Source organism: Enterobacter asburiae (genome assembly GCF_024599655.1).
Lineage (GTDB): Bacteria > Pseudomonadota > Gammaproteobacteria > Enterobacterales > Enterobacteriaceae > Enterobacter > Enterobacter asburiae_D.
The window spans coordinates 4,354,479-4,380,938 of sequence record NZ_CP102247.1; the positions used below are offsets into that span (position 1 = coordinate 4,354,479).

Consider the following 26,460-nt stretch of genomic DNA (forward strand, 5'->3'; position numbering starts at 1 on the left):
TGTTACTTCACCAGCTTCTTCGTCATCGCAAGCAGCGTACGCACGTCTTCCGGGCGCGTATCGCCGCTGGCCTTGTCGATAATCGAGCTGTAGATATGCGGGATGATTTTGCTCACGCCCGCGTCGAGGGCGATCTGCAGGATCTCCTCATAGTTTTCCAGATCGATACCTCCGGTCGGCTCGAGCCAGAAGTCGTGACGGGCGCAGGCTTCCGCCACCGCTTTGTACTCGTCACGGCACTTCAGGCCACCCATCGGGAAGTATTTGATGGAGCTGCCGCCGAAATCTTTCAGCAGGGCAATCGCGGTTTCAACCGGTACGATGCCGTCAGGCGCGTTGCTGCTCAGCGGTCCGGTGGAGATTTTGACCATCCCGACGGTGCCGGTCGGCGAGACCAGACCGTTGACCACAGACTCATTCTGCCCCAGCAGCGCGCGGCTGGTGGCCACGCCGGTGAACACCTGGTTGACGTGCTGCGGCTGCACCTGACGGGAGATTTCGCTCACCATCGCCGACTGGTTCGGATCGCCCGCGCCGAGGCCGACGGAGAGCGCGTTATCAATCAGCGCGGCATATTCACGCATATCGGCAACGGCGCTCGCCACGTCCGGGTAATTTTTGGAGAGCACGCCCACCAGCACGTGACCTTCCGCCGCCTCGTAAATGGCGCTGGCGTTGGCTTTCGATCCTGCCAGCACGTTCAGGCAGACGCGGTCACGGTAAAAGTTGGGGGTCAGTTTCATGCTTTTTTCTCCTGTCCTAATACTTCGCTAATGCGGCGGTAGACGATGTTCAGCTGGTCAGCATTCACGCTGCGCACGTCCGCCTCGATAATCCCTTCGTTGGCCTTGTAGCCACGGAAGTAAATGGCGTATTCACCCTGTTTCAGCTTCGCCACCAGATCGCCCGTGCCGACGCCCGTTGCGGCTTCGTCGAACTTAATCTCGGTGCGCGCGATATCGCGACCGGCGCTGTCCCAGACCACGCGCGCGGTGACGCCGTTCAGGGTATTGAGCGCGTCGATAAACGGCGTCATCTTCGCCACCATCTCGGCCCCGCTCTCTTTGGTCGCCGTCAGATAATGTTCGATGGCGCAGGTCAGGCCAAGAATGCCCTCTTTGCCCACCTTCATGGCGCGGCCAATGCCCGCGGTCTGACGCTTCACCCACTCAACGTACTGGGTTTTGCCGATCACCAGACCGCTGGTTGGGCCTTCAATCGCCTTCGCGCCGCTGTAGATCACCAGATCGGCACCGGATCGGTAGTACGCGTGCAGATCTTCTTCTGCCGCCGCATCGACGATCAGCGGGAGATCGTGCTTGCGCGCCACCACCGCCGCCTGCTCGACGCTGAGCATGCTTTTCTGCACGCAGTGGTGCGATTTGATGTAAAGGATCGCCGCCGTGCGAGGGGTGATCGCCGCCGCCAGCTGATCGGCGGAGCATTCGTTGGCGTAGCCCGCTTCCACCAGCTTACCGCCGCCCAGCGCCACCATGGTGCCCACCGGCGCGCCGAAGTTCACGTTGTGGCCTTTCGGCAGGACGATTTCGTTGCACTCAATCGGAGTCACGTGCAGATTTTCCAGCAGCCAGTCGCTGTCTTTCACCAGCACCGCCGCCACGGACTGGGCAATGCCCGCCGACGCGCAGGACACTACCGTCGCGCCTTCCACATCCAACAGCTTCGCGATGTATTCCCCGGTTTTGTTGACCAGATCCTTCATCTCGAAATAGTGGTTCATGCCGTCCATTGCCGCCTGCACCACTTCCGGGCGCGGCGTGGAAACGCCCAGCGCCGTCATGCGGCCAGAGGTATTGATCACCTGCTTTAAGTTGTACTTCTCATAAATCGAAGGCATGTTCCGTGCTCCCTTGTTCGGTCATGTAGCCCTTGCCCGCGCGGATCGCGGCAAGCGGCACCAGAATGTGTTCAGCCTGCAGGCTGTCGTTTTCGGCATCCGTCAGCACCGTCGGCTGGCGCTTAAGCGTAAACAGCGTCAGGTCGGCGTCGAGACCCGGCTGAATGCGGCCCTTGCGCGCCAGGCGCAGGCCGTCGGCGGCGTTCGCGGTCACGCAGTCAATCACCTGCGGCAGCGACATGCCGATGGCGAGGAATTTCGACATCACGCTTGCCAGCGAGCCGACCGGGCCGTTGATGCGGTTGCGGCAGTAGATGTCCGAGCTGATGGTGTGCGGCAGAATGCCCATCGCGATGGCGCGTTTCGCCACTTCGAAGCTGAAGCTCGCCGTACCGTGGCCGACGTCCAGGCGCACGCCGCGCTTAAGGGCGGAGGTGATGGAGGCACGCAGCTCGCCGGAGGGCGTCAGAATGCGGTTGGGTTTGCCGTTGTAGCAGTGGGTGATGATATCGCCGGAGCTCAGCAGCTCGGCAATTTCGTCGAGGTTCGGCGGGTTATTGCCAATGTGCACCATCAGCGGCAGGTCGCCGTTCTCTTTCTGAATGGCCTTGGCGCGCTCCAGCGGCGTAATGCCGTTTTCACCGACCACGCTGCTGCTCATGCGCGCCTTCAGGCCGACGATAAAATCAGGGTGGCGCTTCACCGCCTGCTTCACCGCGTCGGCGTCAATATTCGCCATGTTGGCCAGCTCGTTCTGGGCGATCAGCCCCACGCGGGAGATGTTCAGCAGGGCAAACACCTCGGTAGAGGCCCTGCGGGTGATTTCGTAGAAATCGTCCACGTCGTCGGCGCCGGTGCTGCCCGCGTCCACCACGGTGGTCACGCCGGTGGTAATGCCCACGCTGTCCGGCTCGTCGTGGTAAATCGGGGAGTTCGGGTAGCAGTGAACGTGGGAGTCAATCCAGCCTGCGCTGACGAACACGTCGCCGTTCAGCTCAACCGTTTTATGCGCGGGGGCGTCAATGTCGCCCAGCGCCGCGATCTTCCCGTCCTGAATGGCGATATCGGTCAGGGTATCGTCGGCAAGGCGCGCACGGCGCAGGAGTAAATCAAACATGAGGATCTCCTGATAAGGCGGGCGCCTGAGCGCCCGCGGGTATTAAAGGGCGACCGGGAACAGCCAGCCCAACAGCATTGCACCGAGGATCGCACCGCCTGTAATTGGCTTCTGCCAGATATAGAACACCAGCGCACCCAGCAGGGAACCGACGCCGATAGGAATGGAGGCGGTCATGGCGCTGAGGATAATCAACGGCCCGAGGAAGCGGCCGGAGGCGTTACCCGCGCCCATCATCACGTCTGCACCGTAGGTGGAGTTGCTCTGGTTGATGGTGAACTTACGCGCCAGGATAATGACGTAGCCAATCGCCAGACCAATCACCAGGCCGGTAATCAGCGCGGCAATGAAGTTGGTCACCGGGAACATGATGCCCGCGCCCAGCAGCAGCGCCGGAACGCCGAGGCCCACGCCGGTCTGGATGGCACCGCCGATATCGAGAATACCCACCAGCGATCCTTCGATAATGCGGGCGAACAGGAAGCTTGCGCCGAACGCCGCCACCGCGCCGTAGACGCCGGTGTCCATCCCCGCTTTCAGCATCGCCACGAAGGCCACTTCGTTAAACGCGCCGATGCCGTAGAGGTAGTACATGTGCGTCCCGGCGAAGACGCCGGAGGAGAGCAGGCCAACGAAGATCGGGAACGACCAGTCGGCATACCAAAAACCTTTATTCTGTTCCATGTAGAGGCTCCTGTTATTTACCGCTGAGCGAGTTGTGGATCATGTCGAGCCAGTTCGGCACGGTCAGATGGAAGGATTCGATCATCTTCATGTCGAAGCCGCGGAAGAAGCCGCTCAGCACGAAGAGCAGGACGATCGCCGCCATCATCACTTTGGTGACGTGGTTCCAGCCGCTCTCTTCCACGCCTTTACCGATCAGGATCCCCAGCACCAGGCCCGGTACGGCGTTGCCCATGATCAGCTGCGCCGCGCCGCCAAAGATGGTGGCCCAGAAGCCCGATTTTTTACCCGCGTCGATGGCCGCCAGCCAGAAGATCACCGGCATGACGGTGTTCACCAGCAGGTTAGCCGCAGGCACCAGCACCTTGACGGCGGTGACCTGAAGCGCAGCCGGAACGGAGGAGGCGGTCAGGTTCAGGAAGGTCACGACGAGCATGCCAATTACCCCGCAGGCAATTGCCATTTTGCGGGGATCGTGCAGCGTTTCGCCGACGTTACGGTTTTTGATCATCAGTGCAGCAGCACCCCAGTTCGGGATGATGCGGTGGTCAACGTCCTGTGTGAAGGCACCTGCGGCCACGGAAGAGGCCCAGGCGTTAAAGAAGAAGCCTAACCCAAAGGAGAAGTGGGATGCCGGATCCCCTTCACAGGAGTTCAGTTCCCCCAACGTACGAAACGCGCCCATACCCTGTGTGGTAGGCGCATGAAACATGCGTGCAGCCCCGGCTCCGACACCGACGCCAACCAGGCCGCCAATGATGAGCGATTTTATTAATATAATTAAGAACATCAGTCTGCCCTTTTATGAATAATCAGCGTTGCGTGACGAAATCCACCTGGTCAAGATTGATAGCGGTCACGTTGACGGTCACATCCAGCTCCACGCTGTAGGTGCGTCTTTCCCGGCGCAGAAAGAAGAACAGAAACGCTTCTTTACGCACCGCTTCTTGCGCCTGAACGACCTGCACATCCTGTGGCTCAATACGCAGTAAGATATGCGGTGAGGCTTTCATCACCGCGGCCTGAACGTGGTTGAGCGCGTCGGCAAAGGCGCGCGCTTTGGCGTCGCCTTTCCCCTTCACTCTCACCGTGGTTGTGAACTGTTCTTTCATGCTTATGCGCCGTATTTCTTCTGCCACGCCTGTACCAGACGCTCGCCCAGCTCTTCTTTATCCATAAAGCCAAAGCCCAGCACGTTGCAGCCTTCGTTGATGGCGGTCACGCCCTCTTCCACGGAACGCATGCCGTATTTGGCCTTATAGCCATATTTGGTTTGGGCCGTGATGGCCCCCGCGCCGCCGCTGCCGCAGAAGGAGATGCCGAAGGTGGCGTTTTCCGCCTTCATCATGTCACCTAGCTTCATGTCCGCCGCCATGCCCGGCACAACCACCGCGCGTCCACCTGCTTTTTCCACACCGGCAGCCACTTTCTGGCCTTTGCCCAGGCGATCGCCAATCACGACTGTAATCTGTTCCATGTGTTGCTCCTTAAAGGTTGTCTTTCGCGACTTCGAAGTGAACGGAGAGCAGCCAGGCTTCTTCATCAGGAAGGTTGCCGAACTGCGCTACCACTTCACGGGCAAGTTGCATTGAATCGGGTGAAATTTCGTCAAACAGCTCTGCTTCAACCTCCGGCAGCGGCTCGCCGGTCACGGACCGGTGCGCCATTGCGCGCACGTGGGAAGTGAGCATCTGCTCCTGTACCGCATTGGGGATGATGTTGTTCCGCGCCAGCAGGGCATAAACCTGCTGCAGCATGGTGTTCGCGAGCTGTTCTGTTTGCTCCGCCTGTTCCCCAACGTCGTTCATTACCGCTCCGTTAATCACTGGTCTTACCCCGTTAATGGCTCTGGAATAAAACTAACGTTGGGGGGGAATTGTTTGTAGCGAGTTGTTTTCCACTTCGAAGTGGAAAGGCGAGCCGCAGCAGTGATCTGTGCCACATAAATGCGGTGAATCTGGATTAATAACGGTATTTACGTGATGAATATCACGTATTCCAGCGGCAAAACGCGCGCCGGGGAAACGAAAACGTTCAGGCGTGGTGACGCAAAAATGTGATGGCGATAGGGTTTACTTATTACCGCGTAAAAAAAACGGGAGCCACTGGCCCCCGCTGATTGTTTGTCAGATGCGCGATCGGTTAACGGTACTTCTGGTGATACGTGTTGCGGGTCGTCGCAAACTGCTCGGCCGCCGCCTGGGCTTCCTTCACTTTGCCTTCGTTAGCCAGCTTCAGCGCGCCGTCGATCTGGCCGACCAGCACGTCAAAGCCGTGGCGGTAGTCTTTCATCTCTGCGCTGTCTGCCGCTTTGCTTTCCAGCTTCGGTGGCGTCGCTTTTTGTGCGTCCAGCGCCGCTTCACGCATTTTGGTCAGCGCGTCTTTCATTTCAGCCGCATTGTCCGTCTTCTGCACCACCTTCAGGTTTTGACCGAGGATGCCCATGTCGTCTTCAAGATCGGCAGCAAACGCAGAAGAGCCAAGAACCAGCGTTGAAGCCGCGACGATCGCTAACAGATGTTTACGCATTGCTCACTTCCTTTTTTATTATTAAAACGCCTTTACGGGTATTACTGGCCGGCGATTTTCATCTCCGGCAGAAGTACAGAACCACACTGTATATTGCTACGTGTTTCAATATCGTTACCGACCGTAACGATATTGCGCCACATGTCCTTCAGGTTGCCGGCAATCGTGATCTCGCTCACCGGATACTGGATTTCGCCGTTTTCCACCCAGAAGCCCGCCGCGCCGCGCGAGTAGTCGCCGGTGATGCCGCTTACGCCCTGGCCCATCAGTTCCGTGACGACCAGGCCGGTGCCCATCTCTTTCAGCATCTGCTCAAAGCTCAGGCCCTGACCGGCAATGCGCCAGTTGTGGATGCCGCCCGCGTGTCCGGTGCTTTTCAGCCCCAGCTTGCGCGCGGAGTAGTTGGTCAGCAGCCACTGGGTCAGAATACCGTCTTTGATGATATCGCGACGTTCGGTGCGCACGCCTTCGCTGTCGAACGGCGTGGAGGCTAGCCCTTTCAGCAGGTGCGGATGTTCTTCAATCGTCAGCCATTCCGGCAGGATTTGCTTGCCCAGCGAGTCGAGCAGGAAGGTCGATTTACGGTAAACCGAGCCGCCCGCGATAGCGCCCACCAGATGGCCAAACAGGCCGGTCGCCACTTCGTTGGCAAAAATGACCGGGGCCTTCATGGTGGAGAGTTTACGCGGCGACAGGCGCGACAGCGTGCGTTCGGCACACTCTTTACCCACCCACTCAGGAGACTGTAAATCCCCCAGCGCGCGGCCAATGGTGTAGGCGTAGTCGCGCTCCATGTCACCGTTCTCTTCGGCGATCACGCAGCTGGAGAGCGAATGACGGGTAGAGCAGTAGCCCTGCAGCATGCCGTGGCTGTTGCCGAAGACTTTGATGCCGTAGTGGCTGTTGAAGCTGCCGCCTTCGGTATTGGTGATGCGCTTATCAGCCTGCAGGGAAGCCTGCTCGGCGCGCGCGGCCAGCTCGATCGCTTCGTCCGGGGTTACCTCCGCCGGGTGGAAAAGATCGAGATCCGGCGCATCAAACGCCAGCAGCTCTTTATCCGCCACGCCTGCGTAAGGATCCGGCGAGGTATAACGGGCGATATCCAGCGCCGCCTGCACCGTACGGGCAATGGCATCCGGGCTGAGATCGGTGGATGACGCGCTGCCTTTGCGATTCTGGTGATACACCGTGATCCCAAGCGCGCCATCGCTGTTGAATTCGACGTTCTCCACTTCACCATAGCGGGTACTCACGCTGATGCCGGTGGTTTTGCTGACCGCCACTTCGGCGCCATCTGATTTTTCTGAAGCAAGCATCAGCGCGGTGGAGACGGCTTCTTCAAGAATCTTACGCTGCGCTTCAACTTGTGAGGTTACTTTCATCGCAAATGCCATACTGTAAGAGAGAGTTATCTGAAGTCTAACAGAGAACCGTTTTTCAGTGCGCGTCTTAACTGGTAACATTAGCCTCTTTTTTTAAGGAGCCTGACATGACTAAGCAGCCCGAAGACTGGCTCGACGACGTTCCCGGTGATGACATCGAAGACGAAGATGATGAGATCATCTGGGTCAGTAAAAGTGAAATTAAACGTGACGCCGAAGAGTTAAAACAGCTTGGCGCAGAAATGGTAGAACTGGGTAAAAACGCGCTGGACAAGATCCCGCTCGACCAGGATCTGCGTGATGCCATTGAACTGGCACAGAAAATCAAAAAAGAAGGCCGTCGTCGCCAGCTTCAGCTTATCGGGAAAATGCTGCGTCAGCGCGACGTCGATCCGATCCGCCAGGCGCTGGACAAGCTGAAAAACCGCCACAACCAGCAGGTTGCGTTTTTCCACAAGCTTGAGCAGATCCGCGATCGCCTGATTGAACAGGGTGATGAGGCCGTACCGGAAGTGCTGAACCTGTGGCCGGATGCCGACCGCCAGCAACTGCGTTCCTTGATCCGCAACGCGAAGAAAGAGAAAGAAGGGAATAAGCCGCCGAAGTCTGCGCGCCTGATTTTCCAGTATCTGCGCGAGCTGTCTGAGAACGACGAGTAATCTCTTCCCCTCACCCCGGCCCTCTCCCCGGAGGGGCGAGGGAGAAAACACGGGAAAGTAGGCCCGGTAAGCGCAAGCGCCACCGGGCTTTTTTTTACTCTGCGGCTACCGCTTCCGCTTTCTTCGCCAGACCGTCCAGCAGCTTCTGATGGATCCCACCAAAACCGCCGTTGCTCATCACCAGAATATGGTCACCGGGCTGAGCGGCTTTCACCACCATATCCGCAAGCGCATCTACATCCGCGCTCCAGTGCGCAGGCTGAATGCAGGCGTCGGCCACTTCGGCCACCTGCCACGGAATATGCTGCGGCTGCAGCAGGAAGACCTCGTCGGCACGCCCTAACGACGGCGCAAGGTCATCTTTGCAGATGCCCATCTTCATGGTGTTCGAGCGCGGTTCCAGCACCGCCAGAATGCGGGCAGTGCCGCCGACCTTGCCACGCAGGGCGGCAAGCGTGGCCAGAATAGCCGTTGGGTGGTGCGCGAAATCGTCATATACGGTAACGCCGTGGGCTTCACCGCGCAGTTCCAGACGGCGACGGGCATTGATAAACGAGCCCAGCGCATTAGCCGCATCCGCAGGCAGAACGCCCACGTGACGCGCCGCAGCAATGGCCATCAGGCCGTTGTGCATGTTGTGCTCGCCCACCAGGCCCCACTTCACCTCACCCACTTTTTCACCGTCGAGCAGCACCTCCCACTCGGAGGCGTCGGCGTTGAGTTTCTTCGCCTGCCAGTGACCCTGCTCGCCCACCAGCTCCTGCTCGCTCCAGCAGCCCATTGCCAGGGTCTGCTTCAGGTTGATGTCGTTCTCCGGCAGGATGATGCGCCCCTGGCCCGGAACAATGCGCACCAGGTGGTGGAACTGTTTCTGAATCGCTTTCAGATCGTCAAAGATATCCGCGTGGTCAAACTCAAGGTTGTTGAGGATCAGCGTGCGCGGGCAGTAATGCACGAACTTAGAACGCTTGTCGAAGAACGCGCAGTCGTATTCGTCGGCTTCGATCACAAAGAACGGGCTGTCGCCCAGACGTGCAGAAACGTCGAAATTACCCGGTACGCCGCCAATCACGAAGCCCGGCTTGTAGCCGCAGGCTTCGAGGATCCAGGTCGCCATTCCGGCGGTGGTGGTTTTGCCGTGGGTACCGGCAACGGCAACCACCCAGCGGTCGCGCAGGACGAAGTCATGCAGCCACTGCGGGCCGGACATGAACGGAATATTGCGTTCCAGTACCGCCTCGACGCACGGATTGCCGCGGGTCATGGCGTTGCCAATGATCACCAGGTCCGGCTCGGGATCCAGCTGGCTGGCATCGTAGCCCTGAATTAACGAGATGCCCTGTTTCTCCAGAAGTGTGCTCATTGGCGGATACACATTGGCGTCCGAACCTGTCACTTCATGGCCCAGCGAGCGCGCCAGCATTGCCAGTCCGCCCATGAAAGTGCCACAAATCCCCAATATATGAATGCGCATACGTCACTATCCTTCTTCAATGTGGCGCACATTTTACTCACATGTTAGCGGCTGTGAAACGCATTTCAGGTAAATCCGTATGTTGCTGGCGCGATTCACCTCTGCGCTAATATTTGAATGTTTGTTAAGATTGTTGGGCTTTAGTCGTTTTAGTGAACATACAATCGCTCTACTCACAAAGATGCAGGGAAAGTGTTATGAAAACGTTAGGTGAATTTATTGTCGAAAAGCAGCACGAGTTCTCTCATGCTACCGGTGAACTCACTGCTTTGCTGTCGGCAATAAAGCTGGGCGCTAAGATCATCCACCGTGATATCAACAAGGCCGGTCTGGTCGATATCCTGGGTGCCAGCGGTGCCGAGAACGTTCAGGGCGAGGTTCAACAGAAGCTCGATCTGTTCGCAAATGAAAAATTGAAAGCTGCACTGCGCGCGCGCGACATCGTTGCGGGTATCGCCTCTGAAGAAGAAGATGAAATTGTTGTTTTCGAAGGGTGTGAACACGCTAAATACGTTGTTCTGATGGATCCGCTCGACGGTTCCTCAAACATCGACGTTAACGTTTCTGTCGGTACCATTTTCTCCATCTACCGCCGCGTCACGCCAGTTGGCACGCCGGTGACCGAAGAAGATTTCCTGCAGCCGGGCATTAATCAGGTGGCTGCCGGTTACGTCGTTTATGGCTCCTCCACCATGCTGGTGTATACCACCGGGTGCGGGGTTCACGCCTTTACGTACGATCCGTCACTGGGCGTTTTCTGCCTGAGCCAGGAACGCATGCGCTTCCCGGAGAAGGGCAACACCTACTCCATCAACGAAGGCAACTACATCCGCTTCCCGAACGGCGTGAAGAAGTACATTAAATTCTGCCAGGAAGAAGATAAAGCGACCCAGCGCCCGTACACGTCCCGCTATATTGGCTCTCTGGTCGCGGATTTCCACCGTAACCTGCTGAAAGGCGGTATCTACCTCTACCCAAGCACCGCCAGCCACCCGGACGGGAAGCTGCGCCTGCTGTACGAGTGCAACCCGATGGCGTTTCTCGCCGAACAGGCGGGCGGCAAGGCGAGCGACGGTAAAGAGCGTATTCTGGATATCGTGCCGGAAAGCCTTCACCAGCGCCGTTCATTCTTCGTCGGCAACAACCACATGGTTGAAGACGTTGAACGTTTTATCCGTGAGTATCCGGACGCGTAATACCTCTCTTCAGGGGAGCCGTTCTGGCTCCCCTGGTCATTTATATATTTTACCGTATAAGTGTTTATAAAAAACATGCTTTAATATTCACCACTGCTCCTGCATTATTTCCATAACAGTTTGACAGATATTTCGTGGAGCAGAATCGCAATGAAAAATTATTCCCGTGCTAATACCGGCATTGATTTAAATCTTATCCCTGTATTTATTGAAATCGTTCGCTGCGGCAGCATGGCAAAGGCCTCTTTGCGTCTGGATATGTCCCGCCCCGCGGTAAGCCTGGCATTAAAGCGCTTTAATCAACTCTTTGATGAGCCGTTATTTTTCCGCAAAGGTTTATATCTTGAACCGACGGAAAAGGCGTTAGCCTTAACCAGCTCACTGGAAATATTAATGGGTGATATTCACGATAATATTGCGGCAGCTAATTCCGGGAAAAATAAAACCCCGGCACAGAGCGTACCGGGGCTGGGTAATATTATGCAGCGGTCTGAGTCGTCACTTTGAATGATGACATGGCTTCCATCAGCTGACGCGACTGCTCCTCAAGGGAGCGGGTCGCGGCGGAGGATTGCTGCACCAGCGCCGCATTCTGCTGCGCGGTTTCGTCCATCTGATTCACCGCAATATTCACCTGCTCAATGCCGCGGCTCTGCTCCTGAGACGCGGTCGCAATCTCACGCATCAGCCTGGTCATGCGCAGCACTTCTGTTGCGATCTCATCCATCGTTTCACCAGCCTGCTGGGCCAGCTCGCTGCCCTCATTCACGTGGGTCTGTGAATCACTGATAAGCGTTCGGATCTCTTTCGCCGCGTCGGCGCTGCGGCTGGCGAGGTTTCGCACTTCGCCCGCGACGACGGCAAACCCGCGCCCCTGCTCGCCCGCGCGCGCCGCTTCCACGGAGGCGTTAAGCGCCAGGATATTGGTCTGGAAGGCAATACCGTCGATCACGCTCAGGATGTCGGCGATGCGCGCCGAGCTGCCGGAGATATCGCGCATTTTTTCAATCACGTAGCAGACCATCTCGCTGCCGTGATCGGCCGTGTCGGACACCGACTTCGCCAGCTGGTGCGCCTGCTCGGCGTTATCGGCGTTGAGCTTCACCGTGGCGGTGATCTGTTCCATGCTGGCCGCCGTCTGCTCAAGCGACGTGGCGGTGGATTCCGTACGCTCGGCAAGATCGCGGTTTCCCAGCGTCAGCTCGCGGCTGCCGGTGTCAATTTGCGAGCTGGCATCGCGTACCCGCATAACCGAGTTCATCAGCGACTGGCGCATCTCCTCTATCACCGCGTTGAGGCGGTTAAACTCCTGGCTCGCGGGGGCATTCAGCGTATGGGTTAAATCCCCCGCCGCCACGTTCTCCAGCTGCGCAATGGAGGCCGAGAGCGGCTTGAGCAGCATATGGCGCAGCACCAGCCAGGCGAGCACGATAATGCCCGCCGTCAGCAGCGCGGCGACGATAATCAGGATCAGTACGCGGGTTTTACTCGCCTGCACGGCACTCACTTCCGCCTGACCACGCGCTTCGCTCCATTTCTGAAACGCCTGCATATCGTTATCAAACTGCTTCGCCACCGGTATCAGCGTCTTTTCCAGAAGATCGTAGTACCCGTCCGCGCTCTGGTCATTCAGGGTTTTCAGCATCGGGTTGATCCCCTGCTGGCTATACGTCGCCAGGCTGGCCGCCACTTTATCGAGCAGCTGTTGCCCCTGCTCGTCAGCCACGCCGCCGTCGATCACGCCTTTCAGCGTTTTCTGGGCCAGGGCAACTTCCTGATTAATGTTTTTTACCGCTTTGGCCGCATCGTCCAGCATGCCGATTTCCATCATGCGGACGGCCTGGCCCGCCTCATTGCGCGCGCGCAGGATCAGCGTATAGCCTGAATTAAGCTGCACCATCTGCTCACCCTGAAGGTGATTAATACGCTGCAGTGAAGAAGAGCTCTGTGTGAGGGCATAAATGCCAATGCCGCTGACAATCAGCAGCAGAAGGGTCATAACGGCCAGTAAAGAGAGCAAGCCGGTACGAATCGATAGCGTTTTAAGCATGATATTATTTCCGGTAGCGAGATATTTCTGGGCATAAAAAAAGAGTATCGGCCGCTACCGGAAAATGTTTAGACTTTAAGCAAATTCAGCGTGTTATCGCTCTGTTACCGATGTGTTTACGCGGGTAACAGGCGAGCTTTGACGGTTCTCCCAGAGCACCGTCAGCCCCCGCTGCAGGGCAATAAAAATAAACAGCAGAATGCCGATGGCGATCTTCGTCCACCAGGAGCTGAGCGTGCCGTCAAAGTTGATATAGGTTTGTATCAGCCCCTGGATGGCCACGCCGAACAGCGTCCCCAGCACCGTGCCCACCCCGCCGCTGAGCAGCGTGCCGCCAATGACCACAGAAGCAATCGCATCCAGCTCAACGCCCACGCCTGCAAGGGCATAGCCCGCCTGGGTATACACCGAGAAGACGATACCCGCCAGCGTCGCCAGGCCGGTCGAGAGCATATAGATGCGGATAGTGGTGCTGCGGGTTGAGATCCCCATCAGGTTTGCCGACGTGGCGTTACCGCCGATGGCGTAAACCTGATTGCCAAACCGGGTACGATGGGCGAGGAAGATGCCAATCACGACCACGCCCAGCATCAGCAGTCCCATCGCGCTCAGGCGGCCTCCGCCAGGAATTTTCCACGCCAGGCTGGAGAGCGTGTCGTACACCGGATGGTTAATCGGAATCGACTCTTCCGACACCAGATAGCTCACCCCGCGCAGGAAGAACATCCCCGCGAGGGTGATGATAAAGGCCGGGATTTTTAACGCGTCGATCAGCAGCCCCATAAAGGCGCCAAACGCGCAGCCCATCGCCAGCACCAGCGGAAACGCCACCAGCGGAGAGATCCCCCAGAAGCCGATCGCCTTCGCGAGGAACACGCCGGTAAACGCGATCACCGACCCGACGGAGAGATCGATCCCGCCGGAGAGGATCACAAAGGTCATCCCAACGGCGATGATGCCTAAAAAGGCGTTATCGGTCAGGATATTGCAGATCACGCGCGTGGAGGCAAAACCGGGGAACTGCGTCAGACAGTAGAGATACCCCAGCACAAACACGCCCAGCGTGATCATCAACGGTAAATTACGTTTTATCATGGCCACGGATCCCCTTAATGATGCTGACAAAGCGCGGCGACTGGACGATCAGCACGCAGAGCACGACCACCGCCTTCACCACCTGGTTAAGCTCCGGCTGGAATCCCGAAAGCAGGATCCCGGTGTTCATGCCCTGAATGATCAGGGCACCTATCACCGAGAGCAGCAGGTTAAAGCGCCCGCCCATCAGCGATCCTCCGCCGATCACCACCGCGAGGATCGCGTCCAGCTCCAGCCAGAGTCCCGCGTTGTTGGCGTCGGCCCCGCGAATATCCGCCGCGACGATGATCCCGGCAATGGCGGCGCACACGCCGCTCAGCACGTAGGTCAGCATCACCATCAGCCGGGTGTTGACCCCGGCGTTGCGCGCGGCGCGGATGTTGATCCCGACGGCCTCAATGAACATGCCCAGCGCCGTTTTGCGGGTGAAGAGCCAAAAGACAACGAGCGTGGCCAGGGCAATAATTACCGGCGTCGGGAAGAACAGAAGGTTGCCGCTACCGAGCCACGCCAGGCTCGGGGAGTTAAAGGTGACAATTTGTCCGGAGGTAATCAGCTGCGCCACGCCGCGCCCGGCCACCATTAAGATAAGGGTGGCGACAAAGGGCTGAATTTTCAGCACCGCCACCAGAATGCCGTTCCATAATCCAGCCAGCACGCCGGTGCCTAAGGCCGCCAGCAGGACCACCGGCAGGCTGTGTCCGGCCACGGTCATGGAGGCGGCCGTAGCCCCGGCAATAGCCATCACCGCGCCGACGGAGAGGTCAATCCCACCGGTGGCGATGACCAGCGTCATCCCGATGGCCAGCAGCGCCACCGGCGCGGCACGGTTCAGGATGTCTATCGGGCTGCCAAACAGGCGGCCATCCTGCACGATAATCTGGAAAAAATGCGGCGCGACCAGGCTATCCACCAGCAGCACCACCAGCAGCGCCGCGATTTGCGGCGTGCCGGTCGGCCAGCTAAAGCGGCGCTTTGACTCACCGGTTTGCGAAAGCGAACGGGGCATCACGATTCACTCCTTACGCCGCGATGGCATTCATGATTGCCGGAACGGACAGCTTATCCAGCGGGATCTCTGCCACCTGTTTGCGATCGCGCATGATGATGACGCGATCGGCATAGCCCACCAGCTCTTCCAGCTCGGACGAAATGACCAGCAGCGCCAGACCGTCCGCGCACAGCGTTTCGATCAGACGAATAATTTCAGCGTGCGCACCCACGTCAATGCCGCGCGTTGGTTCGTCGAGGATCAGGAACTGGGGTTTGGTCAGCAGCCAGCGCGAGAGGAGAACCTTCTGCTGGTTACCGCCGGAAAGAAATTCAATAGGCTGTTCCGCGCTCGGCGTGCGGATGCCGAGCTGGCGGATAAAGCGCTCGGCTATGGCGTTTTGCTCTTTTCGTGGGATAGGCCTTAACCAGCCGCGCTGCGCCTGCAGCGCCAGAATGATATTTTCCCGCACCGAGGCCGCGGCGATAATGCCGTCCGTTTTCCGGTCTTCCGGGCAGAAGCCGACGCCCAGACACGATGCCTGATGCGGCGATCGCAGGGTTTGCGGTTTGCCCTTGATCAGCGCGCTGCCGCTGTCGGCTGGCTTGATCCCGAAGATCACCTCAGCGGTTTCGGTCCGGCCGGATCCCAGCAGGCCCGCCAGGCCGACAATTTCGCCCGGGCGGACTTCCAGGTTAAACGGGGAAATCACCCCTTTCTTGCCGTAATCGCTGAAGGCGGCGACCGGTTTCTCGCTCAGCAGCGTGCGCCCTGCGCGCTGGAGGGCGTTGGTTTCCAGCTCGCGGCCCAGCATCATTTTGACCAGCTCAATCTGCGGCAGCTCGCGGGTTTCGCGGCAGCCGACAAAGCTGCCGTTGCGCAGCACCGTAATGCGATCGCTTACCTCATAAACCTGATCGAGGAAGTGGGTAACGAAGATCAGGCTGACGCCCTGATCGCGCAGCTGGCGCATCAGGGTAAAGAGCATCTCCACTTCCTGGGTATCGAGGCTGGCGGTGGGTTCGTCGAGGATGAGGACCTTCGCGGAGAGATCGATCGCGCGACAAATGGCGACGATCTGCTGCATCGCCACGGAAAAGCGGTTCAGCGGCTCGCGGACGTCGAGGGAGAAGCCGTACGATTCCATCAGCTTTGTCGCCCGCGCTTCCATCTCTTTGCGGCGCAGCAGGCCAAAACGGCGTGGCTCACGGCCAATAAACAGGTTATCCGCCACCGACATGTTCGGCAGCAGGTTCACTTCCTGGTACACCGTCCCGATCCCCAGCTGTTGGGCATGGGCGGTATTTTTTGGCGAAATGGCGTTGCCTTCCAGCCAGATGGTGCCGCGATCGGCGTGATAAACGCCGGTGAGGGATTTAATCAGCGTCGATTTTCCCGCGCCGTTCTCGCCCAGCAGCGCCATAATCTCACCGCGCCGGAGGCTGAAATCAACGCTATCCAGCGCCTTTACGCCGGGAAAGAATTTACTCAAGCCCTCTGTGCGGAGGATTTCCTGGTGTTGTTCAGTTTTCATATGTCCTCCCCTCACCCTGACCCTCTCCCCGGAGGGGAGAGGGGACTATTCGTGCCAGTCTATAAATTTCTGCCCAAACCGCCCTTTTCCCTCTCCCCTCCGGGGAGAGGGCTAGGGTGAGGGGTGAGGGGCGCGAGTCTTAGTAGCCCATATTTTTCTTCTTCTCTAACTCTTCTTTCGCCGTGTCAGGCAGGTAGAGCGTGGACTTGGTGACCGTCACCTTCTCAGGCATCGTGCCGTCTTTCTTGAATTTCTCCAGCGCGTCGAATGCCGGGCCCGCCATGTTTGGCGTCAGCTCCACGCTGGCGTTGGCTTCGCCGTCGATCATCGCTTTATAGATGTCCGGCACGCCGTCGATAGAGCCGGTGAGGATATCTTTGCCCGGCTTCAGGCCCGCTTCTTTAATCGCCTGAATCGCACCGATCACCATGTCATCGTTGTGGGCGTAAACCATGCAGATGTTCTTGCCGTTGTTTTCAGCCTTAATGAAGCTCTCCATGACCTCTTTACCTTTACTACGCGTAAAGTCGCCGGACTGAGAGCGGATGATCTTGATGTTTGGCGCTTTAGCGATGGCTTCAGCAAAGCCTTTTTTACGGTCGATGGCCACGCTCGCGCCGACGGTGCCCTGCAGCTCAACGACGTTACACGGCTTGCCGTCAACCTGCTTCACCAGCCAGTCGCCAATCAATTGCCCTTCAAGCACGTTGTTGGCGGTGACGGTGGTCATATAGAGGGATTTGTCTTTGACGTCGATGGAACGGTCGAGCAGGAAGACCGGGATCTCAGCGTCTTTCGCTTCCTTCAGGACGGGTTCCCAGCCGGTCGCCACGACGGGTGCAATAAAGATGGCATCCACGCCCTGGGCGATAAAGGAGCGCACGGCTTTGATCTGATTCTCTTGTTTTTGCTGACCATCGGCGATTTTCAGGGTAATGCCGCGTTTCTGAGCCTCGCTTTTCGCCACGTTGGTTTCTGCCGCTCGCCAGCCAGATTCAGAGCCGACTTGCGAAAAACCTACGGTTAAGGGAGCGGCCATCGCCATAGACGACATGGCTGCCGAAACTGCTGTGACCAGGAGTAAGCGCTTCCACATATGAACGTCCTCGTAGGGTGAGTTATTGTTGGTTAAAAGATGTTCTGCGGAATGACTATAGCCCATGAAATATGTAACGAATTGCGTTACATCACACTTCAGAAAAGTGAATAAAACGTTAATCACAAGTTTGTAATCGCTTTCATTTCGCCATGAAAAAAGCGGCTGAGTTTATGGATTTTCCTGTCATGGAATCGGTCTGAAAAGTGGAGAAAGCTGGGAGAGAAAGCGAAAACAGGCGGAGACATTCAGCGCGAGTTGGCTATAATACCTGCCACTTGTTTACCATCCATTTTAAAGGACACCGACATGAGCTTACTCAACGTCCCAGCGGGTAAAGAACTGCCAGAAGACATCTACGTAGTTATCGAAATCCCGGCTAACGCAGATCCGATCAAATACGAAGTGGACAAAGAGAGCGGCGCCCTGTTCGTAGACCGTTTCATGTCTACCGCGATGTTCTATCCGTGCAACTACGGTTACATCAACCACACCCTGTCTCTGGACGGTGACCCGGTTGACGTGCTGGTCCCAACGCCATACCCACTGGAGCCAGGCTCCGTCATTCGCTGCCGTCCAGTTGGCGTGCTGAAAATGACCGACGAATCCGGTGAAGATGCGAAGCTGGTTGCGGTACCGCACACCAAGCTGAGCAAAGAATACGATCACATCAAAGATGTGAACGACCTGCCAGAGCTGCTGAAAGCGCAGATCACTCACTTCTTCGAGCACTACAAAGACCTCGAAAAAGGCAAGTGGGTTAAAGTTGACGGCTGGGACAACGCAGAAGCGGCGAAAGCAGAAATCATCGCCTCTTTCGAACGCGCTGCTAAGAAGTAATTCTTACTGCCGATCAAAAAAAGCCCCGCGAGTCGGGGCTTTTTTGTGGCTGGAGCGCAGCGCCACCCGGCAAGAGGCGCAAAAAAACAACGCCACCTCACGGTGGCGTTGTTTTTTTTCAGTACTGGTCTCTGTCTAACCAGTTACCGCTTACAATCCGCGTTAACCCTTCGACCGGACGCTGATAGACATACATCCACGCACTTCCGTACGGCGTCTGGATCAACTGGCGTGCGTATTCACCGCCCCTGGTGCGCAAGGCATCAAGTTCGGCAAGCGTCGCGTTATCAATACGATAGACTTCACCCTGTACTGTTCCTTCGCCCGGAACCGCGCCTGGATAGTGGCCCAGGCTGTACAACTGGTAGTTCTCGATATTGTAATTCCCCAGCAGCAGGGCATTGGTCATCCAGTGACTGTTGCCTTGCTTGGTTCGTAAACTGCCGTAGACAAATATTCGCATTGCTAAAACTCAAACTGATAGAGCAGATCAAGTGCCTGGTCTACGCCGGACACTGCTTCCAGATATAGCTTAGGCATCAGGCGATAGCGTAACGTGAGTGTTGCCAGTGAGTCAAAGATCCCCACACCATATTTTACCTGCAGACCCGGCAGCACATAGCCGCTGACCACCACCTGCGAGGAGTCACCCACGCCCTCGGTGTCCAGCGCCAGATTGCTTACGCCGAACGTCTCGCCGATTTTACCCACAACCTGCCCACTTTGTGCAACCCCCAGACCCACTAACATCGAGGTCATCGCCGCGCTGTCGCTTTGTCCGCTGTTCAGACCTTGTCCACGCAGCAGATAAGAGAGAGCTTCCTGCTGCGACATCGCCGGGTCAGAGAAGATCTCCGCCTTCGGCTCGTCAGCAGAACCGGTGACGCGAACGCCAGCAATGACGTCGTCTTCCGTCGCTTCCGGGTTACGAATCGCTTCGATGTTCAACAGGGGCTGATCCGGTGGACCGGAGAATAAAAGCTCGCCTTTGCGCACAATCAGATCCTGACCATAGGCGTGGAAACGCCCTTGAGGGATAGTGATCTGCCCGTTCAGGCCAAGCCCTTGTTTATCCTGCGCCACCTTCAGGTCGCCCGTGAGCCTCGCCTTCAGCCCAAACGCATCCAACCGCACGTTATTCCCCACGTGCACGATAAGGTTACTATTAATCGGTATGCCAGCGCTCTTCTGTTCGACAGGTTTCAGATTTTCATTGAGCATAACTTCATCACTTGAGACGCCGACCGCACTTTCCGGCACGTCGTGAACCACGATGCGCGCCCACGGTACGTCGACGCGTCCGTCAAGCGTGAAGAGGCTTGGCGTGGCTTCAAAGACCACATCAGGCGAGACGTCCAGGCGCACCATCGGCGGTACGGTGATGCGTACCCGGCTCCCCTTCGCCGCGATGCGGGCGCGCCAGTTATCGATCTGGCTCCAGTCCGCGTCGCCGCTCAGGTTGATTTGCCCCTGCTGGGTGAGCACCGAGCCGCTCAGCGTCGAGCTCATGCCGTTGAAGTTCATCGCAATCTGGCTGGGCTGCATATCGAACGGCATGAAGTTGCCGTCGATATCCACGCCGCTGAGGCGCAGCTGGCCGAACAGCTGCGGGCTTTGCACGTTGCCGGCCAGGCGCAGGTTAGCGTTCACCATGCCCTCTGCTTTTTCCCCGCGCGCGAAAATCGGGTTCACCATCGCCAGGTTGAAGTTACGAATGTTGACGTTGCCGCCCAGATTACGCCGTCCCTGCGGATCGGTAATCTGGACCTGCCCGTCCAGCTGACCGTTGTTGGTCAGGCGGATTGTCCACCCCAGCTGTGCGCGATTGTTATGCAGGTCAGCACTCAGGTTCAGGGTGTCGAACGCTACCGGAAGCGGCGCATCGTTGACCTCCTGCGTCACCTTCACGTTACGCCCGGACAGCGTGACGCTGCCCTGCGGCAGCCCCTCTTTGGTGGTGTCCCAGGCCACATCGGCCTTCCCGCTGAAGACGCCGCTGGCCTGGGTCGTGTCCGGCATAAACGGCTTCAGCATCGCCAGATCGAAGCGGTTGAGGTTGATCTGCGCGCGTCCTTCCGCACCCGCATCAATGGTCTGCGGCACGCACAGCTCCGCATTCGGGTTGGTCCAGCAGTGTGGCCCAATGCTGATCTTCTGCTCGGCGTTGCGGTAGTCCAGCGCGATGGAGCGCGACAGCGCCAGCGGCCCGACCGGGGTGTTGAAGCGGGTGTTGTCCAGCGTTCCTTTCCAGCGTTCTTCCTTGCGGTCAAAGCTGCCGGTCAGGTGCAGCTGGCCGGAGACCGGCTCGCCCTGCACGCGCAGCTGGAGATCGTGCTGCTTCTCGTTCCCTTTGGCGTCCAGGGTGACCAGGTTAATGTTCACGTCCGGCTGAGAAATGCGCTCCACGCGCAGGTTCAGGTTACCGCCGATCTGATCGGTGGATTTCACATCCCCTTCCACGCGAACGCGGGCCACGCTCAGCTCCTGCCAGCGCAGGTTATTGGCGGTAATGTCCGCCAGCAGCTGCGGCGCGTCGACCGTGCCGCGCACCTTCACCAGCCCTTTCGCGGTGCCGCCCAGACCCGGCAGGGCGTTATCCAGATTCGGCGCGTCGATGGTGGCGTCAAGATTGAGATCTTTTACCCCCAGCTCGCCTTTGATATCCGCCGTGTTGCGGCCCAACGCCACGTGCAGACCCGGGATAACCCACTGCAGATAGCTGTTGCCTTTCACCGAACCTTCAACGTTAACCTTGTTCTGCTTCACGTTGCCGGTGAGCTTAATTTCCGGCACGTCCATCTGCCACGTGCCGCCGTACAGGCTGCCGCGGGTTTTGATCAGGCCATCCAGTTTTGACGGCCAGTCCGGCACCTCTTTGGCGGTGTTAATGCCCGTCAGCTTCAGCTCGCCGCGCCAGCTGATCGCCTGCTGCCAGTCGAGCAGCGCGGTCAGCTCGGTTTTGCCCTCCAGCGCCGCGACGGTCAGCTTGTCGAGGTTGACCTGCTGTTCGTTGCCCTTCGCATCCAGCGTGATGTTCGCGGGCGGTACGCCCTGCCCCTTCACCGCGGTGCGGAACGAAAGCGTGTAGTCGGTCATCTTGCCGCTCAGCTTTAGCTTCAGGTCATCGGCCTGGAACTGCTTTTCGCCGGTGAACGGCCAGGAAAGCTGCTTGCTGACAACCTCAAGATTGAGCGGTAGCCCGGCTTCCGCCAGCTGCGTTTGCGCGCGCAGGACCATGTCCACCGGGCCGGAGAGATTGACCCCGACGTCCAGCTTCTCGCGCAGCGCCCCGCCCACTTTGACCTTCACCTTTTCGCCTTTCAGCGGATCGATGTTTAGCGCGCTGTTCAGCGTAATATCCACGGGCCAGCTGTCGCGCAGCAGCGCATTCCCCGATGCATTCACCGAGCCCTGATTGGTGTCGATATCCAGCGCGTCGAGCTTCATGCTGCCGTCAATGCTGCTGACTTTCAGCAGCATTGTGTAGACCGTCAGATCGGTATCGCCGGTCAGGCGCAGCTGCTCGCCTTTGAACTCCTCAATGTTGAGGTTCAGCGGCAGGTGAACGTCGGTCATTTCCGGCAGGACAGGCTTCGAGAAGAGATCTTTCAGCGTTTCGCCCAGCGGCTTCTCTTCCGGCTGCGGGTTCTGGATCTTCGGCTCGACGATCTCCTCCTGCGCCACGTCGGCCACCTTCGGCAGCGCGATCAGCAAGCCCTGCAGGGACGTAGGCGTCAGGGTGAGGTTTTTCTCCTGCCAGCGCAGGCCGGAGGTGAAATCCATCACGGACACGGTGGTGTCGTCGATTTTGATATTGACGTTATCCAGCGCCACCCGATAGAGCGCGATCGGGTACGGCGTGGAGAGATTCAGAGGGCCGCTGTCCTCTTCCTCGACCGGCGCAGACTTCGGCATTTTTTTCGAATCTATCGCCACGTTGACGTCTTTAAGCGACAGATCGTTGACGCAGAGCTTGCTGTCACGCAGGCAGCCCAGCTTCACCGCGAGATGGAACTCCCCGGCGTTCACCGCCACGCCCGGCTGCTCGTAGCGGATGTTCTTCAGACGCAGATCGCGCCAGCCGCCCGTCACCTGACCAATCTCCAGCCCCGGCACCCAGCGGTTCGCAGCGTTAAACAGCAGATGCAGCCCGGTCGTCGTTCCCACCAGAAACGCCACCGTACCGAGCAGCAGCACGATAAAAATCAGCACCCCGAGGCTTATTTTCTTCCATAAACTCATAATTCAGGCCCCAGACCGATGTAAAACTGTAATCCGTGTTCTTCTTTATCGCCGACAGGCACGGCGAAATCGAGCTTGATGGGCCCGACGGGTGACTGCCAGCGTACGCCCACGCCCGCGCCGGTTTTAAAGTCGCTGCGGCGGATATCGTTCACCGCTTCACCGCCGTCAACAAACATGGCACCCCACCACTTTCCGCTGACGTTGTACTGATACTCCAGCGATCCCGTCGCCAGTTTTGACGCACCGGTTAGCTGGCCCTTTTCGTTCTCAGGCGAGATCGATTTGTACTTATACCCACGAATGCTGCGGTCGCCCCCGGCGAAGAAGCGCAGATCCGGCGGAACGCGCTCGAAGTCTCCCGTTTCAATCCAGCCGAGATTGCCGCGCATCACAAAGCGGTGTTTGTCATACAGCGTGCGGATCCAGACGTTTTGCGCCTGCAGGACGGAGAAGTCCACGTCGGAGCCCCAGGCGGAGTTGGAATAATCGATGGAGTAGCGCTGCGAGTCGCCCCAGGTCGGCATCAGGCCCCCACGCGAGCGGGTGCGGCTGATCATCACGCCCGGATAAAGCAGCATGGTGGTGTTGGTGACGTTGGCCTGGGTAAAGTGGTCCAGGCTCCAGCGCAGGTTAATGGCGCGCTGCCAGCCGCTGGAGAGATCCCAGAAGCGGGAGACCGCAAGCGTCGTAGAGTCCTGCTTGGTATCGTTCAAGTCGGTGCGCTTAAAACCGCCCTGCACAAGGTAATATTGCTCAAGCGGATTTTTCAGCAGCGGCATTTTGTAGCTGAAATCCAGTTGCTGCTCGGGCGCAGAGAGGCTCAGGCTGGTGGTCAGGCTGTGACCGTACGAGTTCATCCACGGCTTTTTCCACGAGGTTTTCACGCGTGGTCCGACATCCGTCGAGTAGCCAACACCGGTCTCAATGGTGTTCTCGGTGCGCGGCGAGACAACGCCATGCAGCGGCAACACCTTGGTTTTGCGAGACTTCTCAAATTCCGGTGCGACAACCACGGAGTTAAACCAGCCGGTAGCGGAAAGACGACGGTTCAGTTCCGCCAGGTCCCTCGACTGGTAGTAATCCCCTTTTTTAAACGGCACGAGGTTTTGCAGGTACTCTTCACGAATCTGCGAACCTTCAAACGTCACATCGCCAAAGCGGTAGCGTTCCCCGCTGTCGTAGTCGATATCCCAGAAGGCCTGACGTCGATCCAGCGCAATGCCCAGCTGGCTTTTATTGAACTGGCTGTCGAAGTAGCCCTTGCGCAGGGAAACGCTCGTCAGCTCTTTTTTGAAATGGTCGTAGTCGCCGTGGTTAAGCACGGTACCGACTTTCGGACGCGTGCTGAGCAGATCCAGGTAATCCCGGTCGGTACGCGCCCCGCCGCGCAGGATGACGTTCGTACCGCCAATCAGTACCGGCTCACCCGGCGAAACGCGGGCAATAAGAACCTGGCGCCCCTTCTTTGGCGGCGGACGGAGATCGAAATCAATGGTGGGTTCGTAATACCCCAGCGCTTTCAGCCCTTCACGGATGGCGTCATCGACGCGCGCGCGAAAACGCCGGTCCGGCGTCACCTCATCACTCTGGATGGTCGATAGCTGCGCACGCACGTTTTTTTCCAGCGCCCCGGATAACCCCTCAACCTGCAAACGGACATTCGCCGCGCTGGCAATCCCGCTTGTCAGCAACACACTGACCAAACATAACTGGCGGATTTTTGTCACGTTTTCTCCTGAATATCCCTGTTTCCACCCTGGAAGCAAATGAAGTGCCGCTCCGCGGCAAAACACGGCCTGTTGGCCAAAAACCCGAATCGCGGGTTGAAAATGGGTGTAACACCCAAATATTTCTTATGATTAAATCTAGACTCATTCAGCGCATTTATTGTGTTCAATTAAACGCTTCGTGACAACCTTAACTGAAACATCGCACCCCGGGAGGCCCCATCGTGAGTTTATTCGACAAAAAGCATCTGGTTTCACAAACCGATGCATTACCGGGACGCAACACCCCTATGCCTGTGGCGACCTTACACGCCGTCAATAACCATTCCATGACCAACGTGCCGGAGGGAATGGAAATCGCCCTGTTCGCCATGGGCTGTTTCTGGGGCGTTGAGCGCCTCTTCTGGCAACTGCCCGGCGTTTACAGCACGGCGGCGGGCTACACGGGCGGTTACACGCCGAATCCGACCTATCGCGAAGTCTGCTCCGGCGAAACCGGGCATGCGGAAGCGGTACGTGTGGTCTATGACCCTGCGGTGATTAGCTACGAGCAGCTCCTGCAGGTCTTCTGGGAAAACCACGACCCGGCGCAGGGCATGCGTCAGGGCAACGATCACGGCACCCAGTACCGCTCGGCCATTTATCCGCTCACGCCTGAGCAGGACGCCGCCGCGCGCGCCAGCCTTGAGCGCTTCCAGCAGGCCATGCGTGAAGCGGGCGATACGCGCGAGGTAACGACGGAAATCACCACCGCGAAACCGTTCTACTATGCAGAGGACGACCACCAGCAGTATCTGCATAAAAACCCGTACGGCTACTGCGGTATCGGGGGCATCGGCGTATGCCTGCCGCCACAGCTAGCCTGATTACCGATCCAGCGCCACGCGCGCCGCGTGGCGCGTGGCGTTACTGACTGAACCGTAATCCATCACTTTGCCCTGCAGCAGCAGGTTAAAGACCGGCGCCTGCGGCCGGTTAAGCCGCGTTTGCAGCAGATGAACGGCCTCAATCCCCAGCTCCCGGCAGGGCACCGTGACGCCCGTGACCGGTTTTTCCAGACGGTGCGCTAAATTCCATGCAAAATCGGTGGTAATCAGCGAAACATCTTCCGGAATACGCAGCCCGTGGCGCGTTAACGCTCTGACCACGCCTTCCACCATGCTGGTACTGTTCGGGAAAATGACCTCCGGCCACTGGGAACGGTCATGACTCAACAGCCACGCATCCAGCGCCTGCTCGGCCTCTTCAGCGGTAAACCACTCCGTCACGAGCAAATCGCGCTGCGGGTCAAAAGCCACATGAAAATGGCGGTACGCCTCTTTGATGCCGTCCAGACGCGCATACAGCGTATCCCGCCGCAGGCAGGTGAGCGTCAACACCCGGCGATGCCCCTGCTCAAAAAGGTACTGCATGGCGGTAAAGCCAATCGCCCGGTGATCGGGCGACACGGCATCCAGCACCCGATCCCGATCGACGGAATTAATCAAAACGCAGGGCTTATTCAGCGTGCTCGCCAGTTTAAATATGGTGGAATCATCAGTCCCAATAATAATTATCGCGTTGATATTCTTATGACTGGCCTTTTCCATAAAGACTTTCACATCGGCGTGCTGCTCTTCTAAACCACAGCAGCTGACCCACACGTTGTGCCGCGAGCAGGCTTCAGCGATCCCTTTCGTCACTTCCAGATAAAAAATATCCCCGCGTCCCTGAAAGGTTCTTTCCGGCGCAAAAACAGCGATACCGTTAATTAGTAGTCTTCCGCTCGCCATTGACTCCAGCACCCCTAATTCTCGCGCGGTGCGAACAATCGCCTCTCTGGCTTTATCGCTGGTATAAGACTTGCCGCTTAATACCCGCGAAACCGTGCTGACGGAATAGCCCGTCAGGGCCGCAATTTCCTCCATTTTCAACCTGCCCGGCATAGTGTGACCTCGCTCTCATTCAGTTTTTGCAAATATTTGCAGAAACAGTCCGTTGATT

At 57.9% G+C, this 26,460-nt stretch carries 25 protein-coding genes; 5 read left to right on the forward strand and 20 right to left on the reverse strand.

What is annotated here, in order from left to right:
• Window positions 1-2 precede the first annotated feature (2 nt).
• The 10 genes from dagF to pmbA all read right to left on the reverse strand — a co-directional run bounded on the left by dagF (window position 3) and on the right by pmbA (window position 7,582).
• Window positions 3-743: a 2-dehydro-3-deoxy-phosphogluconate aldolase gene (gene dagF, locus NQ230_RS20710; RefSeq protein WP_029739262.1), complete on the reverse strand. Its 741-nt coding sequence runs from the start codon at window positions 741-743 to the stop codon at window positions 3-5.
• On the reverse strand, window positions 740-1,858 hold the full coding sequence (locus NQ230_RS20715) for a DgaE family pyridoxal phosphate-dependent ammonia lyase (protein WP_257258935.1): 1,119 nt from the start codon (window positions 1,856-1,858) through the stop codon (window positions 740-742). Before NQ230_RS20715 ends, dagF begins: the two co-directional genes overlap by 4 nt.
• Entirely contained in the window at window positions 1,842-2,975 is a 1,134-nt protein-coding gene (locus tag NQ230_RS20720; protein WP_257258937.1) for an amidohydrolase/deacetylase family metallohydrolase, read from the reverse strand. Before NQ230_RS20720 ends, NQ230_RS20715 begins: the two co-directional genes overlap by 17 nt.
• 42 nt (window positions 2,976-3,017) lie before the next feature.
• Complete coding sequence (locus tag NQ230_RS20725) at window positions 3,018-3,659, reverse strand: DUF4310 family protein (RefSeq protein WP_010427370.1); 642 nt, start codon at window positions 3,657-3,659, stop codon at window positions 3,018-3,020.
• 13 nt (window positions 3,660-3,672) lie between these two features.
• Window positions 3,673-4,449 carry a DUF4311 domain-containing protein gene (locus tag NQ230_RS20730; protein ID WP_023310182.1) on the reverse strand — a complete coding sequence of 259 codons (777 nt, stop codon included), beginning with the start codon at window positions 4,447-4,449 and terminating at the stop codon, window positions 3,673-3,675.
• Window positions 4,450-4,471: 22 nt separating this feature from the next.
• A complete protein-coding gene (locus NQ230_RS20735; protein WP_006810338.1) occupies window positions 4,472-4,771 on the reverse strand; it encodes a DUF4312 family protein in 300 nt (99 codons plus the stop codon).
• Between the two features lie 2 nt (window positions 4,772-4,773).
• Window positions 4,774-5,136: an SFCGS family glycine-rich protein gene (locus tag NQ230_RS20740; RefSeq protein WP_010427372.1), complete on the reverse strand. Its 363-nt coding sequence runs from the start codon at window positions 5,134-5,136 to the stop codon at window positions 4,774-4,776.
• 10 nt (window positions 5,137-5,146) lie between these two features.
• Window positions 5,147-5,485 carry a glycine dehydrogenase gene (locus tag NQ230_RS20745; protein ID WP_121424885.1) on the reverse strand — a complete coding sequence of 113 codons (339 nt, stop codon included), beginning with the start codon at window positions 5,483-5,485 and terminating at the stop codon, window positions 5,147-5,149.
• A gap of 316 nt (window positions 5,486-5,801) precedes the next feature.
• Entirely contained in the window at window positions 5,802-6,188 is a 387-nt protein-coding gene (gene cybC, locus NQ230_RS20750; protein ID WP_032651443.1) for a cytochrome b562, read from the reverse strand.
• Window positions 6,189-6,229: 41 nt separating this feature from the next.
• The gene (gene pmbA, locus NQ230_RS20755; protein ID WP_041951344.1) at window positions 6,230-7,582 is read right to left on the reverse strand and encodes a metalloprotease PmbA; all 1,353 of its coding nucleotides are present in this window, start codon (window positions 7,580-7,582) and stop codon (window positions 6,230-6,232) included.
• Window positions 7,583-7,677: 95 nt separating this feature from the next.
• Here pmbA and yjgA point away from each other — a divergent pair, with 95 nt between their 5' ends.
• Complete coding sequence (gene yjgA, locus NQ230_RS20760; protein WP_257258941.1) at window positions 7,678-8,229, forward strand: ribosome biogenesis factor YjgA; 552 nt, start codon at window positions 7,678-7,680, stop codon at window positions 8,227-8,229.
• A 94-nt stretch (window positions 8,230-8,323) separates the two neighbouring features.
• On the opposite strand, the gene mpl is transcribed toward yjgA, so the two are convergent.
• A complete protein-coding gene (mpl, locus tag NQ230_RS20765; protein ID WP_159515401.1) occupies window positions 8,324-9,703 on the reverse strand; it encodes a UDP-N-acetylmuramate:L-alanyl-gamma-D-glutamyl-meso-diaminopimelate ligase in 1,380 nt (459 codons plus the stop codon).
• A 197-nt stretch (window positions 9,704-9,900) separates the two neighbouring features.
• Here mpl and fbp point away from each other — a divergent pair, with 197 nt between their 5' ends.
• Both fbp and NQ230_RS20775 read left to right on the forward strand, forming a co-directional pair.
• Window positions 9,901-10,899 carry a class 1 fructose-bisphosphatase gene (gene fbp / locus NQ230_RS20770; RefSeq protein ID WP_023310178.1) on the forward strand — a complete coding sequence of 333 codons (999 nt, stop codon included), beginning with the start codon at window positions 9,901-9,903 and terminating at the stop codon, window positions 10,897-10,899.
• A gap of 150 nt (window positions 10,900-11,049) precedes the next feature.
• Window positions 11,050-11,406 carry a helix-turn-helix domain-containing protein gene (locus NQ230_RS20775; protein WP_219324351.1) on the forward strand — a complete coding sequence of 119 codons (357 nt, stop codon included), beginning with the start codon at window positions 11,050-11,052 and terminating at the stop codon, window positions 11,404-11,406.
• Here the strand turns inward: NQ230_RS20775 and NQ230_RS20780 are convergent.
• The 5 genes from NQ230_RS20780 to ytfQ form a co-directional block, all read right to left on the reverse strand.
• Window positions 11,378-12,949 carry a methyl-accepting chemotaxis protein gene (locus NQ230_RS20780; RefSeq protein WP_257258942.1) on the reverse strand — a complete coding sequence of 524 codons (1,572 nt, stop codon included), beginning with the start codon at window positions 12,947-12,949 and terminating at the stop codon, window positions 11,378-11,380. The genes NQ230_RS20775 and NQ230_RS20780 overlap by 29 nt on opposite strands.
• 93 nt (window positions 12,950-13,042) lie before the next feature.
• A complete protein-coding gene (yjfF, locus tag NQ230_RS20785) occupies window positions 13,043-14,044 on the reverse strand; it encodes a galactofuranose ABC transporter, permease protein YjfF (RefSeq protein ID WP_023293434.1) in 1,002 nt (333 codons plus the stop codon).
• The gene (gene ytfT / locus NQ230_RS20790; protein WP_257258943.1) at window positions 14,031-15,056 is read right to left on the reverse strand and encodes a galactofuranose ABC transporter, ATP-binding protein YtfT; all 1,026 of its coding nucleotides are present in this window, start codon (window positions 15,054-15,056) and stop codon (window positions 14,031-14,033) included. Before ytfT ends, yjfF begins: the two co-directional genes overlap by 14 nt.
• A gap of 10 nt (window positions 15,057-15,066) precedes the next feature.
• Window positions 15,067-16,569, reverse strand: a complete 1,503-nt coding sequence (gene ytfR, locus NQ230_RS20795; protein ID WP_121424879.1) for a galactofuranose ABC transporter, ATP-binding protein YtfR — start codon at window positions 16,567-16,569, stop codon at window positions 15,067-15,069.
• 139 nt (window positions 16,570-16,708) lie between these two features.
• On the reverse strand, window positions 16,709-17,665 hold the full coding sequence (ytfQ, locus tag NQ230_RS20800; RefSeq protein WP_014882271.1) for a galactofuranose ABC transporter substrate-binding protein YtfQ: 957 nt from the start codon (window positions 17,663-17,665) through the stop codon (window positions 16,709-16,711).
• 309 nt (window positions 17,666-17,974) lie between these two features.
• On the opposite strand from ytfQ, the gene ppa reads away from it, so the two are divergent.
• Complete coding sequence (ppa, locus tag NQ230_RS20805) at window positions 17,975-18,505, forward strand: inorganic diphosphatase (protein WP_010427397.1); 531 nt, start codon at window positions 17,975-17,977, stop codon at window positions 18,503-18,505.
• Between the two features lie 118 nt (window positions 18,506-18,623).
• On the opposite strand, the gene NQ230_RS20810 is transcribed toward ppa, so the two are convergent.
• From NQ230_RS20810 to tamA, 3 genes are read right to left on the reverse strand one after another with little or no spacing between them, the layout of a single operon-like run.
• On the reverse strand, window positions 18,624-18,968 hold the full coding sequence (locus tag NQ230_RS20810; protein WP_014830431.1) for a gamma-glutamylcyclotransferase family protein: 345 nt from the start codon (window positions 18,966-18,968) through the stop codon (window positions 18,624-18,626).
• Window positions 18,969-18,970: 2 nt separating this feature from the next.
• A complete protein-coding gene (gene tamB, locus NQ230_RS20815) occupies window positions 18,971-22,747 on the reverse strand; it encodes an autotransporter assembly complex protein TamB (RefSeq protein ID WP_257258945.1) in 3,777 nt (1,258 codons plus the stop codon).
• Complete coding sequence (tamA, locus tag NQ230_RS20820; RefSeq protein WP_121424877.1) at window positions 22,744-24,477, reverse strand: autotransporter assembly complex protein TamA; 1,734 nt, start codon at window positions 24,475-24,477, stop codon at window positions 22,744-22,746. Before tamA ends, tamB begins: the two co-directional genes overlap by 4 nt.
• Window positions 24,478-24,701: 224 nt before the next feature.
• On the opposite strand from tamA, the gene msrA reads away from it, so the two are divergent.
• A complete protein-coding gene (msrA, locus tag NQ230_RS20825; RefSeq protein WP_029741954.1) occupies window positions 24,702-25,343 on the forward strand; it encodes a peptide-methionine (S)-S-oxide reductase MsrA in 642 nt (213 codons plus the stop codon).
• Here msrA and NQ230_RS20830 read toward each other — a convergent pair whose 3' ends face one another.
• Window positions 25,344-26,402, reverse strand: a complete 1,059-nt coding sequence (locus tag NQ230_RS20830; RefSeq protein WP_257258946.1) for a LacI family DNA-binding transcriptional regulator — start codon at window positions 26,400-26,402, stop codon at window positions 25,344-25,346.
• Between the last annotated feature and the right edge of the window lie 58 nt (window positions 26,403-26,460).

Excerpts from the sequence above, each read along its gene's own strand:
- dagF (WP_029739262.1), bottom strand. The coding sequence starts at position 743 with ATGAAACTGACCCCCAACTTTTACCGTGACCGCGTCTGCCTGAACGTG.
- mpl (WP_159515401.1), bottom strand. The coding sequence starts at position 9,703 with ATGCGCATTCATATATTGGGGATTTGTGGCACTTTCATGGGCGGACTG.
- NQ230_RS20725 (WP_010427370.1), bottom strand. The coding sequence starts at position 3,659 with ATGGAACAGAATAAAGGTTTTTGGTATGCCGACTGGTCGTTCCCGATC.
- ppa (WP_010427397.1), top strand. The coding sequence starts at position 17,975 with ATGAGCTTACTCAACGTCCCAGCGGGTAAAGAACTGCCAGAAGACATC.
- NQ230_RS20830 (WP_257258946.1), bottom strand. The coding sequence starts at position 26,402 with ATGCCGGGCAGGTTGAAAATGGAGGAAATTGCGGCCCTGACGGGCTAT.
- NQ230_RS20780 (WP_257258942.1), bottom strand. The coding sequence starts at position 12,949 with ATGCTTAAAACGCTATCGATTCGTACCGGCTTGCTCTCTTTACTGGCC.
- yjfF (WP_023293434.1), bottom strand. The coding sequence starts at position 14,044 with ATGATAAAACGTAATTTACCGTTGATGATCACGCTGGGCGTGTTTGTG.
- yjgA (WP_257258941.1), top strand. The coding sequence starts at position 7,678 with ATGACTAAGCAGCCCGAAGACTGGCTCGACGACGTTCCCGGTGATGAC.
- tamB (WP_257258945.1), bottom strand. The coding sequence starts at position 22,747 with ATGAGTTTATGGAAGAAAATAAGCCTCGGGGTGCTGATTTTTATCGTG.
- NQ230_RS20730 (WP_023310182.1), bottom strand. The coding sequence starts at position 4,449 with ATGTTCTTAATTATATTAATAAAATCGCTCATCATTGGCGGCCTGGTT.
- NQ230_RS20715 (WP_257258935.1), bottom strand. The coding sequence starts at position 1,858 with ATGCCTTCGATTTATGAGAAGTACAACTTAAAGCAGGTGATCAATACC.
- fbp (WP_023310178.1), top strand. The coding sequence starts at position 9,901 with ATGAAAACGTTAGGTGAATTTATTGTCGAAAAGCAGCACGAGTTCTCT.
- pmbA (WP_041951344.1), bottom strand. The coding sequence starts at position 7,582 with ATGGCATTTGCGATGAAAGTAACCTCACAAGTTGAAGCGCAGCGTAAG.
- NQ230_RS20740 (WP_010427372.1), bottom strand. The coding sequence starts at position 5,136 with ATGGAACAGATTACAGTCGTGATTGGCGATCGCCTGGGCAAAGGCCAG.
- cybC (WP_032651443.1), bottom strand. The coding sequence starts at position 6,188 with ATGCGTAAACATCTGTTAGCGATCGTCGCGGCTTCAACGCTGGTTCTT.
- NQ230_RS20720 (WP_257258937.1), bottom strand. The coding sequence starts at position 2,975 with ATGTTTGATTTACTCCTGCGCCGTGCGCGCCTTGCCGACGATACCCTG.
- ytfQ (WP_014882271.1), bottom strand. The coding sequence starts at position 17,665 with ATGTGGAAGCGCTTACTCCTGGTCACAGCAGTTTCGGCAGCCATGTCG.
- NQ230_RS20775 (WP_219324351.1), top strand. The coding sequence starts at position 11,050 with ATGAAAAATTATTCCCGTGCTAATACCGGCATTGATTTAAATCTTATC.
- NQ230_RS20735 (WP_006810338.1), bottom strand. The coding sequence starts at position 4,771 with ATGAAAGAACAGTTCACAACCACGGTGAGAGTGAAGGGGAAAGGCGAC.
- NQ230_RS20810 (WP_014830431.1), bottom strand. The coding sequence starts at position 18,968 with ATGCGAATATTTGTCTACGGCAGTTTACGAACCAAGCAAGGCAACAGT.
- ytfR (WP_121424879.1), bottom strand. The coding sequence starts at position 16,569 with ATGAAAACTGAACAACACCAGGAAATCCTCCGCACAGAGGGCTTGAGT.